This window comes from Chitinophaga sp. LS1 (assembly GCF_034274695.1).
GTDB lineage: Bacteria > Bacteroidota > Bacteroidia > Chitinophagales > Chitinophagaceae > Chitinophaga.
Window position 1 is genome coordinate 2093017 of the sequence record NZ_CP128362.1, and the last position, 15538, is coordinate 2108554.

At 44.3% G+C, this 15538-nt stretch carries 16 protein-coding genes; 8 read left to right on the plus strand and 8 right to left on the minus strand.

Annotated features, from left to right (window positions below):
* Window positions 1–50 precede the first annotated feature (50 nt).
* Window positions 51–929: an SMP-30/gluconolactonase/LRE family protein gene (locus tag QQL36_RS08690; RefSeq protein WP_321569534.1), complete on the minus strand. Its 879-nt coding sequence runs from the start codon at window positions 927–929 to the stop codon at window positions 51–53.
* A 328-nt stretch (window positions 930–1257) separates the two neighbouring features.
* Here QQL36_RS08690 and QQL36_RS08695 point away from each other — a divergent pair, with 328 nt between their 5' ends.
* Complete coding sequence (locus tag QQL36_RS08695; RefSeq protein ID WP_083723346.1) at window positions 1258–2310, plus strand: nucleoid-associated protein; 1053 nt, start codon at window positions 1258–1260, stop codon at window positions 2308–2310.
* Window positions 2311–2493: 183 nt separating this feature from the next.
* Here the strand turns inward: QQL36_RS08695 and QQL36_RS08700 are convergent, their stop codons facing one another.
* The 5 genes from QQL36_RS08700 to radA form a co-directional block, all read right to left on the minus strand.
* Complete coding sequence (locus QQL36_RS08700; protein ID WP_321569535.1) at window positions 2494–3939, minus strand: regulatory iron-sulfur-containing complex subunit RicT; 1446 nt, start codon at window positions 3937–3939, stop codon at window positions 2494–2496.
* A 143-nt stretch (window positions 3940–4082) separates the two neighbouring features.
* On the minus strand, window positions 4083–5222 hold the full coding sequence (locus tag QQL36_RS08705) for an ATP-binding protein (protein ID WP_083723344.1): 1140 nt from the start codon (window positions 5220–5222) through the stop codon (window positions 4083–4085).
* A 77-nt stretch (window positions 5223–5299) separates the two neighbouring features.
* Window positions 5300–5827 carry a glutathione peroxidase gene (locus QQL36_RS08710; protein ID WP_083723362.1) on the minus strand — a complete coding sequence of 176 codons (528 nt, stop codon included), beginning with the start codon at window positions 5825–5827 and terminating at the stop codon, window positions 5300–5302.
* Between the two features lie 48 nt (window positions 5828–5875).
* A complete protein-coding gene (locus QQL36_RS08715; RefSeq protein WP_083723343.1) occupies window positions 5876–6556 on the minus strand; it encodes a ComF family protein in 681 nt (226 codons plus the stop codon).
* A 6-nt stretch (window positions 6557–6562) separates the two neighbouring features.
* Window positions 6563–7930: a DNA repair protein RadA gene (radA, locus tag QQL36_RS08720; protein WP_083723342.1), complete on the minus strand. Its 1368-nt coding sequence runs from the start codon at window positions 7928–7930 to the stop codon at window positions 6563–6565.
* 564 nt (window positions 7931–8494) lie between these two features.
* Here radA and QQL36_RS08725 point away from each other — a divergent pair.
* From QQL36_RS08725 to pyrH, 6 genes are all read left to right on the plus strand, one after another.
* A complete protein-coding gene (locus QQL36_RS08725) occupies window positions 8495–9184 on the plus strand; it encodes a zinc metallopeptidase (RefSeq protein ID WP_321569536.1) in 690 nt (229 codons plus the stop codon).
* A 303-nt stretch (window positions 9185–9487) separates the two neighbouring features.
* Window positions 9488–9931 carry a 50S ribosomal protein L13 gene (gene rplM / locus QQL36_RS08730; RefSeq protein ID WP_083723340.1) on the plus strand — a complete coding sequence of 148 codons (444 nt, stop codon included), beginning with the start codon at window positions 9488–9490 and terminating at the stop codon, window positions 9929–9931.
* A 14-nt stretch (window positions 9932–9945) separates the two neighbouring features.
* Window positions 9946–10335, plus strand: coding sequence for a 30S ribosomal protein S9 (rpsI, locus tag QQL36_RS08735; protein ID WP_083723339.1), 390 nt, complete (start codon window positions 9946–9948; stop codon window positions 10333–10335).
* 77 nt (window positions 10336–10412) lie between these two features.
* A complete protein-coding gene (gene rpsB / locus QQL36_RS08740; protein ID WP_321569537.1) occupies window positions 10413–11420 on the plus strand; it encodes a 30S ribosomal protein S2 in 1008 nt (335 codons plus the stop codon).
* A 133-nt stretch (window positions 11421–11553) separates the two neighbouring features.
* Window positions 11554–12381: a translation elongation factor Ts gene (tsf, locus tag QQL36_RS08745; RefSeq protein WP_083723337.1), complete on the plus strand. Its 828-nt coding sequence runs from the start codon at window positions 11554–11556 to the stop codon at window positions 12379–12381.
* Between the two features lie 180 nt (window positions 12382–12561).
* On the plus strand, window positions 12562–13275 hold the full coding sequence (gene pyrH, locus QQL36_RS08750; protein ID WP_179091139.1) for a UMP kinase: 714 nt from the start codon (window positions 12562–12564) through the stop codon (window positions 13273–13275).
* 45 nt (window positions 13276–13320) lie between these two features.
* On the opposite strand, the gene QQL36_RS08755 is transcribed toward pyrH, so the two are convergent.
* Window positions 13321–14406 (minus strand): DUF3298 and DUF4163 domain-containing protein, encoded by a 1086-nt coding sequence (locus QQL36_RS08755; RefSeq protein WP_321569538.1) that lies wholly within the window; start codon window positions 14404–14406, stop codon window positions 13321–13323.
* A 120-nt stretch (window positions 14407–14526) separates the two neighbouring features.
* On the opposite strand from QQL36_RS08755, the gene pdxH reads away from it, so the two are divergent.
* Window positions 14527–15171 carry a pyridoxamine 5'-phosphate oxidase gene (gene pdxH, locus QQL36_RS08760; RefSeq protein WP_321569539.1) on the plus strand — a complete coding sequence of 215 codons (645 nt, stop codon included), beginning with the start codon at window positions 14527–14529 and terminating at the stop codon, window positions 15169–15171.
* A gap of 58 nt (window positions 15172–15229) precedes the next feature.
* On the opposite strand, the gene QQL36_RS08765 is transcribed toward pdxH, so the two are convergent.
* The gene (locus QQL36_RS08765) at window positions 15230–15358 is read right to left on the minus strand and encodes a 30S ribosomal protein THX (RefSeq protein WP_072362758.1); all 129 of its coding nucleotides are present in this window, start codon (window positions 15356–15358) and stop codon (window positions 15230–15232) included.
* Window positions 15359–15538: the final 180 nt, after the last annotated feature.

The following is a 15538-nucleotide window of genomic DNA, read 5'->3' on the forward strand; positions in this document are numbered from 1 at the left end:
CTATATAATTAAAAAGCGGTTGTGTCTTTGGGCACAACCGCTTTTTGTTTTTAGTATTTTTTACCGGGAGTAGCTACGCGAAAAGTCTCTACACACTTGCGATCCTGCAGGGTTACGAAGACTGTTTTGCCATCCGGACCACCGAAGGTGAGGTTGCTGCATTGCTTGCCTTTCAGGGGGATTTCCCTGATGGTTTTGCCGGCAGGAGATAATACCCAGATCACTCCTTTACCCCAGCGGGCTACGTACAGGTTACCTGCTTTGTCGCACTTCATACCGTCGAAACCAAAGTCGGGTACTTCAGCAAAGAGTTGTTTGTTGCTGATATTGCCGGCTTTGTCTACATCGAATTTCCAGATCTTGCGTTGAACGCTTTCGTTGACATAGAGAGTCTTTTCATCGGGGCTGAGTTCTATACCATTGGTAGTGCCCATGTTGGCATCCAGCAGTACAGCTTTACCGCCTTTGTCGATGCGCCAGATCTGACCGGTGGATTGTTTCCAGTTTGGGTCTGAAGCGTAGATCTGGTCTTTCTTGTTTATGCAGAGATCATTGGGTTGATTGAACTTGTCATTGTGCACGTATACGCTCACTTTCCCCGTTTTGGGATCAACCTGGAGTACGTTGTGATTGATGAAGTCAGGCAGGAACATCAGTCCCTTGCTGTTGTAATGAATGCCATTGCCTACACTGCTATCAGGCAGGTTGACGAATACTTCGCCGCTACCATCTTTGGTATTGATCCTACCAATGGTTCCATCTTTCTGAAAGTTGACTACATAGAGATAGCCAGACTTATCGTAATGAGGGCCTTCGATGTTTACAGAGAACATTTGTTCTTTGGTGAGATCTTTTGTTTGGTATAAATCCTGGCTTTTTAGCTGTGCCGTGGCGGAGAGACCGAGTAATAGACAGATAAGTTGTTTCATGATAGAAAGATTGACGTTGAGAGATTAAGATAGTAAAATTTGTACCGGTGGGCAAGATTGATATAAAAATATAAGAATCAAAACATTATAAACATTATGCACATTTGTGACGTTATAAATCCTATTTATGTTTCGTCCTATGCTTATGGCAAGCGCCCTATGGCTTGCATTTACAATGACGTCCTGTCATTTTTCTTCATCCACTGCTGCTAGCCGGGATAGAACTGGACGGGCGCAAAGGATCTGCACATAGATGCGGATGGCAGGTTTGTGAAATAGGGGATGACCCTCATCCGGCAATGGGTTAATTTTCACTATTTTCGCCGGCATGATACATGTTTCTGAATTTAAAGACCTGGAGCTGCTATCGATCCACAAGGTGGGCAACGCCTCTCAGGAAGAGTCCCTGATCTGCTCCCAGGAGCCTTTGCAATTACAGGATGAGACCATCAGTCAGCTATTGCTGAGTTACTTTATCCAGCCATTTACAAATGCGGCAGAATACTTCCGCTTTTACCATGAGGCTGACCTTCAATTAAATGAGATTTTTCAATATTGCCGTCGTATATTTGAGAATCGGGACAATTTTCATGAGCAATCTGTAAATATAGCCAAACATCTATATAAGCATTCCACGCATCCTAAAATCAAGGGGGGAGAGTTGTATATCGCTTATTTTAGCAAGTGTCAGGTGGATGGAGAGGATGTGGAAGCCATTGGTATTTTTAAATCTGAGACCAGAGATACCTATTTGAAAGTATACTTGTCCAACGAAAGCTACCAGGTAAATTACGACGACGGTATTAATATCAACAAGCTCGATAAAGGATGCCTTGTATTCAATACAGAAGAAGAAGAGGGATATAAAGTCAGTATAATAGATAGTATCAGCAAGCAAAATGAGGCTGTATACTGGAAAGATTCTTTCCTGCAGGTACAAAGGAGGGAAGACAATTATCATCAGACAGAGTTGGCAGTGAATATGTGTAAGCAATTCATCAGTGAAAAACTACCCAGTGAGTATGAAATGAGCAGGATAGATCAGGTAGATCTGCTCAACAAATCAGCAGCATATTTTAAGGAAAAAGAGCAGTTCCAGATGGACGATTTCGCGAAGGAAGTACTAGGACATCAGGATGCCATCGAATCATTCAGAGAATACAGAGAGCAATATCAGCAGGATTACAAACAGGAGATACCTGATGAATTTGATATATCAGCACCAGCATTTAAGAAGCAGCAAAAAGTATTTAAGAGTATTCTGAAACTGGATAAAAACTTTCATATATACATACACGGGAACAGGGAATTGATTGAAAGGGGTTTTGATGAATCTACGAATATGTATTACTATAAACTTTCGTTTGAAAATGAAAGTTAAAATGCCGTAACAAACAGCGGCATCAGTCGTCTAACATTACACCGATCGGTTATAAATTTTTCATAAGCAAAAACCAATTATTAATAAAGGCTGCTCTTTTGGGCGGCCTTTTATTATTAACGGGTAAATCAGCATATTGTTTAAATAAAAAAACGCTTCTGTTTTGGGCAGAAGCGTTTTTTATTATTTCTGTTGTTTTTGCTTAGGTTTCGGCGGCCTGTTTTGAGGCTGCTGCTGGCCACCTCCGCCGCCTTGTTGTTGAGGCTTTGGCTGTGGTTTAGGTCCCTGTGGTTTACCTTGCTGCTGCGGCTGTTGTTGTTGTTTCGGCTGCTGCTGTTGAGGTTTAGGCCCCTGCGGCTTACCTGGTCCTTGTTGTTGCGGCTGTTTAGGTTTTGGCTGCTGTTGCTGCTGCTGCTGTTGCTGTGCCTGTTGTTTAGGCTTTTGCTGTTGAGCAGGTTGTTCCGCAGGTTTACCACCTTGTTGCTGCTGTTTGTGTTTTTGTTTTTCCTTGTCCTTGTGTTTGCGTTTCTGGGCTGTTTTTTCCAGTGAGCGGAGGCTGATCTGGCCTACCACGTCTGCAAATCCGAGGTCAGTTTCTTTAGGTTTACCTGCTACCACTTCTACTGGTTTCAGGTCTTCAGGTCTGATGTTTTGCTTATTCAGTTGACGTATTTCTTTTACGCGACTGATGGTAAGCGGGTATTGCTTGTTGCTGTCGCCATAAGCATACCACATCAGGTTTTTGAAGATATCCCTCTTCTGCAGGGTTGCAACGCCATTGATGGTTTCAATGCTATCTGCATCTTCAGGGAAATCTTTAAGTGCATCGAGGTAAGTATCGAGCTCGTAGTTCAGGCAGCATTTCAAACGTCCGCACTGGCCGGACAGTTTTGCCTGATTGATGGAAAGGTTCTGGTAGCGGGCAGCAGTGGTATTCACACTCTTAAAGTCAGAGAGCCAGGTAGAGCAGCACAATTCGCGGCCGCAGCTACCAATACCGCCTACTTTACCGGCTTCCTGGCGGGCACCGATCTGGCGCATTTCCACCTTGACACGGAATTCTCCGGCGTAGAGCTTAATTAATTCACGGAAGTCAACACGGTCATCGGCAGTGTAGAAGAAGGTAGCTTTACGTCCATCGGCCTGAATTTCTACCTCGGCGAGTTTCATTTCGAGGCCTATACTGCGGGCTATTGCTCTTGCTTTGACGAGGGCATCTTTTTCGCGGGTTTTGTTTTCACCCATTCTGTGCAGATCTTCATTGCTGGCGCGACGCAATACTTTTTTTACTTCAGGGGTATCTTCTATCCTTCTTTTCTTCATCTGGAGCTTTACCAGTTCGCCGGTGAGGCTTACCTGGCCTACATCAAAACCACTCACTCCTTCTACCGTTACCATTTCTCCTTTATCCAGGAACTGTTTGGTAACGTTTCGGAAGAAATCTTTCCTGCTTCCGTTGTTGAAACTTACCTCTATAATATCAAATGGTGCTAAGCTATCACTTAAGGGAATATTGGCCAGCCAGTCAAAAACATTTAGTCGGTTACATCCACCACTACTACAACCTCCATTACTTTTGCATCCTGACGGCTTTCCCTCTGCACCTGTACCACATCCGGCACAAGCCATATTTATATATTTAAAAGAGTTAATTGATATGCATCCGGTATTGTCCCGAACGCTTTAAAATACATATTTCCCTTTATATATACAAAAGGGCGGAAGTAACAAAGGTAACGGAAAAAGTAATGCCCCGTCCTGTCAATATAGGTTTAACAGGCCGGGATGGGCTTATGTTTAAAAATGTACTGTAATTTGATACTGAGGGCGTGAAACAGCAGTTTGGCGTTGGCATTGCGTTCAATGTAGTAGCTGGCGTTGTCCAGTTCCTGCATGATCAGCTCCATTTGCTGGAGGTTGGCCAGTTTTTGCAATTTGAAGGCAAAATCGGTTTCTTCTTCAGAGAATGCCAGCTGGCTTTTGTCTATGTATTTCAATCTGAGGGTATGTTCCAGCAGGTTGATGAAGTAGCGGAGGAACTGTTTCTGGTTTTCGCGACCCATCTTGGCGTTGGATACATTTTCAATCCATTCCTGGAGGGCCAGGCGATTGTTGGTGAAGATATAATTGAGCCAGTTGCGTAGTAGCTCATGGTAGTCATCTTCTGAGTTTTGCAGCAGGGCAAGGGCTTCCCGGTAGTTGCCGGAAGCAATTGTTGCCACCTGACGGGCTCTTGCAGCAGGGGCATTGGCCCTGGTTACGAGTGCATTGACCAGTACGTCTTTGGGGAGAGGGTTCACCTTGATGAGGTGAGTACGCGAAAGGATGGTTGCCAGTATTTGCTCCTGGTTTTCGGCGATCAGGATGAAGATGGTATCATCTGGTGGCTCTTCGATCAGTTTGAGCAGGCGGTTCCCTTCGTTCCCCAGGTATTCGGGCATCCACATGAGGAGGATCTTGTATTTACTCTCGAAGCTTTTCAGGCTCAGTTTGCGGATGATGTCCTGGCATTCGGTAGCGGTGATGTTGCCCTGTTTGTTTTCAGCTCCTATGAATTGCAGCCAGTCGTATGCATTACCGTATGGATGTTCGGCAATAAATTCCCGCCATTCGCTGGCGTAGTCGGCACTCACTGGTTTATCGCCTGTTTTTTTAGGGATGACAGGGTATGAGAAGTGAATGTCGGGGTGGATGTACTTTTGTGCTTTGATACAGGCAGAACATTTACCGCAGGGGCCTTCAGGCTGTTTGTCTTCGCATACCAGATGCTGGGCGAAGGCAAGGCCAAGGGGCAGACCGCCGGCACCTTCCGGGGCCAGGAGGATCATTGCATGGCTGATGCGGTGTTGGGTGACAGCATTGAGCAGTTGTTGCTTGATGTCGTCCTGACCTATGATATTTGAGAAAAGCATGGGTGCAAAGTAAAAGAAAAATCGCTTACACCTTTGGCATAAGCGATTTTTTCATGGGGAGAGAGGCCTGCGGCCGATTAGTATTTTTTCTCTATTGCAGCTATCACTTCTGCAGAATTAGGTTGTGTTTTTGGTGAAAACACAGCAACCAGGTTCCCTTTTTCATCCAGCAGGTACTTCTGGAAATTCCATTGTACTTCGGCTGGTTCAAAATGTTTTTCCTTGCTTTGGTCTAACAGCCATTTATAGATGGGATGTATGTCCGCACCTTTCACAGAAATCTTGGCAGCCATCGGGAATGTTACTGCATATTTTTTAGTACAGAATTCCTGGATCTGTTGGTTGCTGCCTGGTTCCTGAGAACCGAAATTGTTAGCAGGGAAACCAATGATCACCAGGTTCTTTTTGTACTTCTCATACAGTTTTTCCAGCTCTGCATATTGTGGAGTGTTTCCGCAAAGAGAAGCAGTATTCACGATCAGGATCTTTTTGCCTTTGTAATCGGCAAAATTGATTTTACCACCATCTACAGCATCAACTTTAAAATCATAAATGGCGCTGCTTTTCATAAATATCAACAACGAGATGAGCAATGTTTTTAACATACCTACAAAGTTTGAAATGAAATTAATGAATAACTCACACATAAGGAGTTAATGACGTGCATATGCCAGGGAACAAATGCTGAACGGAATATTTGCCTGTTGAAAGAGCTTTCCACAAGCTTCAGTGGTAGCGCCTGTGGTGATCACATCATCGATTAATAATACATGTTCATCTTTCAATAATTCAGGATTTTCCAGGTGGAAAGCGTGTTGTACATTTTGCCACCTGAGGATCCTGCTTTTCCTCGTTTGCGAAGCTGTAAATACTACTCTTTTCAGTGCATGTGATAACACGGGTTTGTTGATCACTGCTGCAATACCAGCAGATAATAAAGCAGACTGATTATAGCCACGAAATTTCTCCCTTTTTTTAGTAATAGGCACTGGCACAATACAGGTGATCTGGTTAATCCAGCTGGTCTGTGCGAGTATCATTCCCATCTGCTTTCCCATGTAGAAGGTTAGTTTCCTTTTGTGCCGGTACTTTATTTTATGCACCAGCTTACGCAACATGGATGCCTGTGAAAAATAGTAAGCAGCCAGTGCATGCTGTACCTGCAATCTGCCATAGAATAATTTTTCTACAGGGTTCTCAGTAAAGTGCTGAAAACCGGTGCGAGGTAACTGTACTGTACATTGATGACACAGGAATGCTTCAGTATGTGTGAGTGTGTTACCACAACTCTCGCATACATGGGGAAAACAAAGATGGAGTAATGCTGTAAACATATATGATCAGAACAATCTGCTGTATACTTCATCGACGCGGCCTACGGGAATTACTTCAATATTGAATTTACTGAAGTCGGAACCTTTCTTATTATACCTGCTGACGAAGATCTTTTCGAAACCCAGTTTTTCTGCTTCTGCTATGCGCTGTTCGATACGGTTCACTGCGCGGATTTCACCACTCAGGCCTACTTCACCTGCAAAGCAGATCTTGCCGGCGATGGCAATGTCTTCGTAAGAAGAAAGCAGTGCACATAGTACTGCCAGATCGATGGCAGGATCTTCTGCACGGATACCACCGGCGATATTGAGGAACACATCTTTGACACCGAAGTGGAAGCCGCCTCTTTTTTCCAATACGGCGAGTAGCAATTGCAGACGACGCAGATCGAAGCCGGTCACAGTACGTTGTGGGGTACCATATACTGATTGTGTAACGAGTGCCTGTACTTCGATGAGCATAGGACGCATACCTTCCATGGTAGAAGCGATAGCTACACCACTCAACAGATCTTCGCGCTGAGAGATGAGTATTTCTGAAGGGTTGGTAACCTGTCGTAATCCGGTGCCGGTCATTTCGTAAATGCCCAGTTCTGCGGTGGAACCAAAACGATTTTTGATAGTACGCAATATGCGGTAAGCATAGTGTTGATCACCTTCAAATTGTAATACGGTATCCACCATATGTTCCAGAATTTTTGGACCTGCGATAGCACCATCTTTGGTGATATGACCGATCAGAAATACGGGTACATGACTTTCTTTGGCGAAGCGTTGCATTTCGGCGGCGGTTTCCCTGATCTGGGATACGCTGCCGGGGGCAGATTCGATAAAAGGAGATTGCAACGTTTGTATAGAATCGATCACCACCAGTTGTGGGCGGAGTTTCTTTATCTCCTGAAAGATAGTCTGGGTATTGGTTTCCGTGAGCAGGTAGAACTGATCGTTGGTGGCCTGCAGGCGGTCTGCGCGCATCTTTATCTGAGAGGCACTTTCTTCACCGCTTACATATAATGTCGTGATATTTTTTAGTTGCAATGCATTTTGCAGGAAGAGTGTGCTCTTACCGATTCCTGGTTCACCACCTACGAGAACGAGTGATCCGGGAACAATACCGCCACCGAGTACACGGTTCAGTTCTACATCAGGAGTGAGTAGTCTTTCTTCTTCAACTGCGCTTACTTCGCTGAGGTTCACAATGTTATTACGACCATTCTCTTTTTCTGTTTGCCAGCTTTGATTACGTAGTGGAACATCTTTCTGAATTTTTTCTTCGACAAATGTATTCCATTGATTACAGGAAGGACATTTACCTGTCCACTTAGCTGATTCATATCCACAATTCTGACAGAAGAATGCTGATTTTATTTTCATGTAGCAAAGGTGATAAAAGCACTAAAAAAATGAGCAGTGCTATCGATAAAAAAAGTTAAAAAAGGGAAAAATTGGGGTGGGGAAAAAATGGCTCAAAAAGAAAAGAGCCAACAGAAGATTCTGCTGACTCTTTCTACTTACTAACCCATTAAATTCAGGTCTAAATTACTAAATGGCTTCAGAATAAAAAAGTTTATTTAATCGATGTGAATAACTTTTGAGGAGTTTTTGTAATGTGACAGAACGGCTCCCATAGCCTATTTCAGGGCTTCCCAGTATTTAATTATACTTTCATTGAATGGGCGTAAAAGGTTGATAAATAGGATTGATAACGCCCAAAAATATATATGAAAAACGGATCATAAGAGGCTTATTCTTATATGTCATATAGTCCGAATTTATGACTTAAAAATCACAATTAAGGACATAATGGCAGTGTTAAATTTGTGGTTGTCAGGTCGCGGAGGAGTTTGTCGGATAGTTTCTTAAGGAAATCATAAATCCTTTAAAAAGGGTTGTTTTGGAGGGGAATTTGATCTTAAAAAGTAAATAATTGTTCTATTTATGACACCTGGAATGTTGATAGTATCGCTGATTTTTGTTGGGATCAGCATGCTGGTGAGTTACCGGTTACAGGGGAAATTCAGGGAATACAGTGGGATACCTACCTCATCCGGGCTAACCGGGAAGCAGATAGCACAGAAGATGTTGAATGATAATGGGATATATGACGTGCAGGTGATATCTGTGGATGGTTTTCTGACTGATCATTATGACCCCACCAACAAAACAGTGAATTTAAGTCCGGAGGTATATTCCGGGGCGAATGTAGCGGCCGCGGCGGTGGCTGCCCATGAGTGCGGGCATGCGATTCAGCACAAAAATGCCTATGCCTGGCTGGGTTTAAGGTCCAGGTTGGTACCGATGGTACAGTTTAGCTCTCAGTGGTTGCAGTTTGTGCTGATGATCGGGGTTTTTGCCCTTTACTGGACGTCTGCGCCGTTGCTGATAGGCATAATATTATTTGGGCTGACCACTTTGTTTGCGTTGGTGACGCTGCCGGTCGAGTTCGATGCTTCGCGGAGGGCTTTGATCTGGCTGGACAATACTAATGTGATGAGGCGGCAGGAGCATGACAAGGCAAAGGATGCTCTTTGGTGGGCGGCTATGACCTATGTAGTGTCGGCGGTTGCTTCGGTGGTGATGCTGGTACAGTATATCTTTTTATTCCTGGGCGCAAGGGACAGGAATTAATAAACAAACACTTTATGTCATAATCGTGTGGGGCCGGAAGTAAGAGACTGCTTCCGGCTTTTCTATTTATATAATTTACGCTATATGTGTTCTAGGTTGAAAAACAGTATGAAAACAGCTCAGGGAATTATTCCACTTACTATGTTAATAATTCTAGGTCAAAATATTTATTGAAAATCAATACATTGTGAAGGTGCTTGTAAAAAATGTCTCAAAAAGTATGGTTATTCAAAGTATGTGATTTAACTTTGCGTTCCCAATTTGTGTGGGATCATATTTCAAGCGTAAATTTTATTTACTATAATGAATACTTTAAGCTTCAAGACTAAATCTGCCAACGACGCAACTGTAGTGCGTGACTGGCATATTGTAGACGCTACCAACCTGACACTGGGTAGGATGAGCGCGAAGATTGCGTCCATTTTAAGAGGTAAGAACAAGCCTTACTATACTCCTCACACTGATTGTGGAGATTTCGTAATCATCATCAATGCAGAAAAGATCCAGTTGACTGGTAATAAATGGAATGACAAGGAATATCTGACTTATTCAGGTTATCCAGGTGGTCAGAAATCAGAGACTGCAAAGGAACTGATCCGTCGTCGTCCAGAAGTAGTGATCGAAAGAGCTGTTAAGGGCATGCTGCCTAAGAATCGTCTGGGTCGTGCTATGTACAAAAAGCTGTTTGTATATGCCGGCGCTGAGCATCCACATGCTGCGCAGAAACCTAAATCCTTAACTTTCTAATTTTTCTCTGATACATGGAAAAGCAAAAAAATACTATTGGTCGTCGTAAGGAAGCCGTAGCTCGCGTGTATATCAGCAAGGGCACTGGTGCAATTACAATCAACGACAAAGACTATAAAGAATATTTCGCGCTGGTTTACCTGCAGAATCAGGTAGAATTGCCGTTGAAAACTATCGACGCTCTGGATAAATTTGATATAAAGGTAAATGCTGCTGGTGGTGGTATCAAGGGTCAGGCTGAGGCAGTGAAACTGGGTATTGCACGTGGTCTGTGTGAGGTGAACATCGAGTTCCGCCCTGCACTGAAAGCGGCTGGATTGCTGAAACGTGATCCTAGAGGCGTTGAACGTAAGAAACCAGGTAAAGCTAAAGCTAGAAGAAGCTTCCAGTTCTCTAAACGCTAATCGTGATGAATGCGTGGTGGTAGTATATACCCATCGCAGATTATTAACATTGACCTTTTATAACAGAGTATAATAACATGGAAAATAATACCTCATTGCAGCAGCAGTTACTGGAGGCTGGTGTACACTTCGGTCACCTGAAGAAGAAATGGAATCCAAAGATGCTGCCTTACATTTTCGCAGAAAAGAAAGGTATTCACATCATAGATCTGAATAAAACCGTTGAAGGTTTACAGGATGCAGCAGCAGCCCTGAAATCTATCGCTAAGAGCGGTAAAAAGATCATGTTCGTTGCAACAAAAAAGCAAGCTAAAGAAATCGTAGCAGAAGCGGCTAAGCGTGTAAACATGCCTTACGTGACTGAAAGATGGTTAGGTGGTATGCTTACCAACTTTTCCACTATCCGTAAGAGCGTGAAGAAAATGCAGAGCATTGAGAAAATGCTGACTGATGGTACTTTCGATAGCATTACTAAGAAAGAGCGTCTTACCTTAACACGTGATAAGGAGAAAATGGAGAAAGTTCTGGGTGGTATCGCTCAGCTGGCTCGTGTTCCTGCAGCGCTGTTCCTGGTTGACATCAGCCATGAGCACATTGCACTGGCAGAAGCTCGTCGTCTGGGTATCTCCACCTTCGGTATGGTAGATACTAACTCCGATCCTACCAAGGTAGACTTCGCAGTACCAGCGAACGATGATGCTACTAAATCTATCGCAATCATCACTAACTATATCGCTGCAGCAATTGCAGAAGGTCTGGCTGAAAGAGCGAATGAGAAAACTGACGACGTAGTAGAAGAGGAAGAAGAAGACAACAAGGCACTGAAGTTCGAACTCGAAGGTGGTGATGATCGTGGTGGTGAGAGAGGTCGTAAGCCAGGTGGTCGTGGTCCAGGTGGTCCAGGTGGCAACAACAACCGCCCAGGTGGTGGTGGTGGTGGCAACCGTCCAGGTGGCAATAACAATCGTCCAGGTGGTGGTGGTAACCGTCCAGGTGGCGGTGGTAACCGTCCAGGCGGCGGTGGCGGCGGACAACGTCGTCCTGCAGGTTCTGGTGGTAGCAGACCAGGTGGTGGCGGAAGATAATTCTGTTCATGACTAAATAGATCAATTGCGAACCGTGGACAGCTTACCTGATCTGTGGTTCGCAATTGGTCATATAAACCGGACAAGTAGCAAAATTCATATAAACTTAATACTCTTAAACTCATTATAAGTTATGGCAGCAACAATTACAGCAGCTGATGTTAACAAACTGCGTCAGCAGACAGGTGCAGGCATGATGGATTGCAGAAAGGCGCTGGTAGAAAGCGATGGTGATTTTGAAAAAGCAGTTGATTATCTGCGTAAGAAAGGCCAGAAAGTAGCCGCTTTACGTTCTGACCGTGAAACTAAAGAAGGTGTTATCATTGCTAAGACTGCTGCTGATGGCCAGACTGGTGTGGTAGTAGCCCTGGGTTGCGAAACTGACTTCGTAGCTAAGAATGAAGATTTCATCAAGTTTGCTCAGTCTCTGGTAGACCTGGCACTGACTTCCGGTGTTAACACCGTAGAAGAACTGGGTGCTGCTAGCCTGGATGGTGCAACTGTAAATGATAAAGTAAACGACCAGGTTGCTAAAATCGGTGAGAAAATCACCCTGGCACGTTTCGAAAAAATCACTGCTGCTTCTGTAACTGCTTATATCCACGGTAACTACCGCATGGGTGTACTGGTAGGTTTCAACGAAGCTGTAGCTGAAGAAGTAGGTAAAGATGTGGCAATGCAGATCGCTGCTATGAACCCAATCGCTGTTGATGCGGCTGGTGTTTCTGAAGATCTGATTGCACGTGAAAAAGCAATCGCTCTTGAGCAGATCGCTGCTGAAGGTAAAACCGGAGACATGGCTGAGAAAATTGCTATGGGTAAGGTGAACAAGTTCTTCAAAGACAACACCCTGTTACAGCAGGCGTTTGTAAAAGATAATAATAAGACTGTTGCTGATTATCTGAAGTCTGTAAGTGCAGGCCTGAAGGTAACAGGATTCAGCAGAATTGCATTGGGATAATATAATCCCGGTCAGAAAAGGAGAGAAGTTTTTCTCTCCTTTTTTTTGTGCCTAACAGAAATCATGTAGTGTCAACGAAGGGTAATCCTGCCCCGAAAATTCCGCGTTCCGCATTTTTTGTATCTTCGGGGCGCAGTAACCGATAACTATCTTCATCTTAATATATCATTTTCAATAGTCATGTTGCCAAAGTACAAGCGTATTTTACTTAAACTAAGCGGTGAGGCCCTGATGGGCGAAGGTAATTACGGGATCGATCACAAGGTGATCTCACAGTATGCATACGATATTAAAGCTGCTACTGATCTGGGCGTGCAGGTTGCGGTCGTGATCGGTGGTGGTAACATCTATCGTGGTATGAACGAAAAAGAGACAGGTATTGAGCGTGCTCAGGGCGACTACATGGGGATGCTGGCAACAGTTATCAATGGTATGGCCATGCAGAGTGGTCTGGAAAAGGTTGGTTTATATACCCGCCTGCAATCTGCTATCAAAATGGAGCAGATCGCAGAGCCTTATATCCGCCGCCGTGCCATTCGCCACCTGGAAAAAGGTCGTGTTGTGATCTTTGGTGCCGGTACCGGTAACCCGTACTTCACTACAGATACTGCTGCTTCCCTGCGTGCGATCGAGATCCAGGCTGATGTGATCCTGAAAGGAACCCGTGTAGATGGTATCTATACCGCTGATCCGGAAAAAGATCCAACCGCTACAAAATTTGAAACCATTACCTTCTCTGAGGTGTATCAGAAATCACTGAATGTGATGGATATGACCGCTTTCACACTGTGCCAGGAGAATAAACTCCCGATTATCGTGTTTGACATGAATCGTCCGGGCAATCTGCTGCAGGTGATTATGGGAAAGAATGTGGGGACACTTGTAAAAGCATAAACTTATTTGGAATTGGGGAATTGCTAAGCAATTCCCCGATTGCTCTTATTTCAGGTATGCTTTGAGCTCCGTAAAGGGTAAGTACAAAGTAATCTGCCCCATTGCATAAGGCCCGATCTCATACGGGGTATAGCAGAACCCAATTCCCTTGTCCGTGATGAAGAAGTTCTCATTCACGGGGATCTGATCGACCAGCAACTGGTCTTTCAATGTGTTTTCCTCACTTACCCAGAAAACTCTTCTGTACGCTTTTTCCAGCAATGCTGGTAATGCCTCTTTATAGCCCGGTTTAAAGAGGTCTTCTGTCGTTAATACTTTCTTCTTCTTCAGATCTAAAACCTTGTAAATAGAGCCGTAATTGCCATGTGCGCCACCTGTATACTCATAGGTAAATGATTCAACGCTCAGGTAAGGATAATGGTTATACACTACTCTCATATCAGCATCGGCTGACCAGCTGGCGGTGGCAGGAATTTCCTCTGTGGTATCGATATCTTTTTCAGTCGTTTTGTAAGTGACGAGGAAGGAGTCAATATCCCTTCGGAGGTAGCGAACCGGATTGTCCAGGGAAGGGTTGCCGGTGACCGTGTTGCGAATGAAAGCCTTTGTCTCCTCATCCAGGGTGGGCGCCGGCCAGATAACTGCGTTAGTAGCTACCGCTACCGGGGAGGCAGGATTGCCAGGCAGCAGCTTTGCAGAATCTTCTCCATAATGTACACTCAGGGGAGTGGTCTCTTTCATATCAGGTGTAAGGGTGTACTCATAGGTAGTCCCTTTTCCTCTCCATTTGCCCTTATATACACCTGCACTGTCCAGTATACCTGTGAAGAAGCGTTCTTCCTTTTCATCCGTACTCTCATACAATACCAGCATTTTGTTCTGGTCCAGGTTTCCCCAGATGGCGATCGGCTCCCCGGTTTCTTCGTAACTATAATATCCACGGTACATGGCCGGATTGGCTTTGGTCAGTTCCATCGTAATGTTCTTACCTGCCAGCGTACCTTTCAATTGTACATAAAAGTAGGGCGTGGTCTTGAAATTGGGGAGGCTTGCAGCAGCCTGTTTGGGATGCCTGTCGCCACAGGATATCAGTAAAATAGCTGAGATAGTAAAAAGGAGTATGGTTCTCATGCGTTAAAATTAATAATTATTCATATTCTTTTATCGCGTTGGATGCTGATGACAATCAAGCATTTTAGCATTTTCATGCAGGGGGCAACCTGTATCTTTGTATCCGTAAAATATTGGCCAATGCTAAATAAAAAAGTTGCTGACCTGCGTAAGGATTATACCCTTGCCGAGCTGGACGAAAAAGAAGTAGCCCAGGATCCCTTTCAACAATTTGAAAAGTGGTGGAATGATGCCATCACCGGAGAGATAGACGAAGCCAATGCGATGACGCTGGCCACCAGTAGCTCCGCAGGTATTCCTACTACCCGCATCGTATTGCTGAAGAGCTTTGATGCAGATGGTTTTGTGTTTTTTACCAATTATGATAGCCGTAAAGGTCATGAAATGGCGGCTAATCCGCATGTATCCCTGTTGTTTTTCTGGAAAGAACTGCAAAGGCAGGTGCGTATAGATGGAATTGTATCCAAAGTGGATGCGGGGATGAGTAATGAATATTACAACAGCCGTCCGCTGGGTAGTCGTATTGGTGCTATTGCTTCTCCACAGAGTAAGGTGATTCCTAACAGGAATTTCCTGGAAGAGCAGGTAAAAACAGTGACTGAAAAATATGAGAAGAATGCGCCTGAGAGACCGGAAAACTGGGGTGGGTATATTGTGAAACCGGTTGCAATTGAGTTTTGGCAGGGCCGCGGTAGCCGGCTTCATGACCGTATCCAGTACAGTCAGGAAGGGAGTAGCTGGAAGATAGAGCGCCTGGCGCCGTGATGATAAAAGAAATTATAAGAGGCTGATCATGATTAAGTGGTCAGCCTCTTTAATAATTTTAGGCTTGTTTTGCAGCAGCCTTTGCAGCTTTAACAGCAGCAGCTTTAGCTGGCTTAGCAGGTCTTGATTTTCCGAAAGAACCACTGAAAATCTTACCTTTTTTGGTTTTGATATCACCTCTACCCATTGTTAGACAGTTTGATTGTTTATTATTAATTGGTGCAAATTACGTAAAAAAGGAAGATACCACAAACTGAGGGATTCGTGGCCATTTTACTGACCTGTGGTCGAAGAAGCGTCGAAGAAGCATCGAAGAAGCATCGAAGAAGCATCGAAGAAGCATCGAAGACGAGGTGGACCTATATAA

Excerpts from the sequence above, each read along its gene's own strand:
- QQL36_RS08690 (WP_321569534.1), bottom strand. The coding sequence starts at position 929 with ATGAAACAACTTATCTGTCTATTACTCGGTCTCTCCGCCACGGCACAG.
- QQL36_RS08695 (WP_083723346.1), top strand. The coding sequence starts at position 1,258 with ATGATACATGTTTCTGAATTTAAAGACCTGGAGCTGCTATCGATCCAC.
- QQL36_RS08700 (WP_321569535.1), bottom strand. The coding sequence starts at position 3,939 with ATGGCTTGTGCCGGATGTGGTACAGGTGCAGAGGGAAAGCCGTCAGGA.
- QQL36_RS08705 (WP_083723344.1), bottom strand. The coding sequence starts at position 5,222 with ATGCTTTTCTCAAATATCATAGGTCAGGACGACATCAAGCAACAACTG.
- QQL36_RS08710 (WP_083723362.1), bottom strand. The coding sequence starts at position 5,827 with ATGTTAAAAACATTGCTCATCTCGTTGTTGATATTTATGAAAAGCAGC.
- QQL36_RS08715 (WP_083723343.1), bottom strand. The coding sequence starts at position 6,556 with ATGTTTACAGCATTACTCCATCTTTGTTTTCCCCATGTATGCGAGAGT.
- radA (WP_083723342.1), bottom strand. The coding sequence starts at position 7,930 with ATGAAAATAAAATCAGCATTCTTCTGTCAGAATTGTGGATATGAATCA.
- QQL36_RS08725 (WP_321569536.1), top strand. The coding sequence starts at position 8,495 with ATGACACCTGGAATGTTGATAGTATCGCTGATTTTTGTTGGGATCAGC.
- rplM (WP_083723340.1), top strand. The coding sequence starts at position 9,488 with ATGAATACTTTAAGCTTCAAGACTAAATCTGCCAACGACGCAACTGTA.
- rpsI (WP_083723339.1), top strand. The coding sequence starts at position 9,946 with ATGGAAAAGCAAAAAAATACTATTGGTCGTCGTAAGGAAGCCGTAGCT.
- rpsB (WP_321569537.1), top strand. The coding sequence starts at position 10,413 with ATGGAAAATAATACCTCATTGCAGCAGCAGTTACTGGAGGCTGGTGTA.
- tsf (WP_083723337.1), top strand. The coding sequence starts at position 11,554 with ATGGCAGCAACAATTACAGCAGCTGATGTTAACAAACTGCGTCAGCAG.
- pyrH (WP_179091139.1), top strand. The coding sequence starts at position 12,562 with ATGTTGCCAAAGTACAAGCGTATTTTACTTAAACTAAGCGGTGAGGCC.
- QQL36_RS08755 (WP_321569538.1), bottom strand. The coding sequence starts at position 14,406 with ATGAGAACCATACTCCTTTTTACTATCTCAGCTATTTTACTGATATCC.
- pdxH (WP_321569539.1), top strand. The coding sequence starts at position 14,527 with ATGCTAAATAAAAAAGTTGCTGACCTGCGTAAGGATTATACCCTTGCC.
- QQL36_RS08765 (WP_072362758.1), bottom strand. The coding sequence starts at position 15,358 with ATGGGTAGAGGTGATATCAAAACCAAAAAAGGTAAGATTTTCAGTGGT.